General features: G+C 44.6%; 1 protein-coding gene. It reads right to left on the bottom strand.

Annotated features, from left to right (window positions below; translation table 11 throughout):
- Positions 1 to 933 (bottom strand): cache domain-containing protein (locus R7Z77_RS24215; protein ID WP_318136911.1); only part of this gene is annotated, 933 nt, incomplete at its 3' end.
- Positions 934 to 1045: the final 112 nt, after the last annotated feature.

The raw sequence follows: 1045 nt of genomic DNA, 5'->3' as shown, positions 1-1045 counted from the left end.
GCCAGATGCGACGTCTTTAATTGCCGTGTTTAGTGTATCTAGCGGGCGCATTAGGGTTCTGATCAGAAGTGTTAATGCGATAACTGAAGCAAGTACAGCGATGATTGAGTAAATGATCGCGCTATTACGTAGCTCTCCAACCACTGAGTAAGCTGCCGTTTCATCAATGATTGCACCCACGTACCAGTTCTCACTTGGGATATGAGTAAGGCTAACCATGTAAGGATTGTTATCAACTTCGATGTGTTGAGTCGCCTTATTTAAGTCAACTTGCGGTAGGTAGCTATTGAGCTTTTCACCGTTGTACTTACTTTGCGGGTGCGCAATCGTCGTGCCATCGTCAGTGACTAAGAACAAGTAACCAGCATCAAACAGGTTCACTTGGTTAACTAGGTCGGAAAGGGTAGTTAGCTCTAGGTCGTAAAACATGCCAGCTAAGAACTGGCCGTTTTGTTTTACTGGCGTACCAACAGAGATGATCACATTCTTAGATGATGCATCAACATAAGGGTCGGTAACCACCAAATCGCCTTTGTTGTTGGCTGCGATAAACCAAGGGCGCTGGCGAGGATCATAATCAGGCCCTGCATCCCAACCGTCGTCGTTTTCAATCACGAAGCCATTACTTTCGTAACCAAAACCAATCGCTAGGAAGCTCGATTTCGGAGTTGGCTTCTCAAGAATGTCTTTTACGTATGTGCGGTCGTTTGGCGATAGTTCTATGATCTCTGTGATCGAGCGTGCGAGATCTTTCTTCGCGTTCATTTCGGATTGAACGGTGTTGCTCACACTGGTCAAAATCTCTTTAACGCTTGAATTGATGTGCTCCTGAGTTTGAGAACGAATCGTCATAACTTGTTGCGTCGATAGTAGCGACACAGTAATTAGCAGCAAAATTGAAGAGGCGGTGACAACCTTATGTCTGAATTTCATGAGTTTTCCTCTAAGTCTCCCGGATAGTTTTCTTCTGCTTACACCTCTTTTTTGGTTCGGGTGAATTCGGCAGAAAAAGAAACCTGTTGTGTTTGATTACTTTCTTATCGAC

This window comes from Vibrio sp. 1401 (assembly GCF_033340295.1).
The sequence above is the reverse complement of the archived record's forward strand: the minus strand, read 5'-3'. Positions and strand labels throughout refer to the sequence as shown.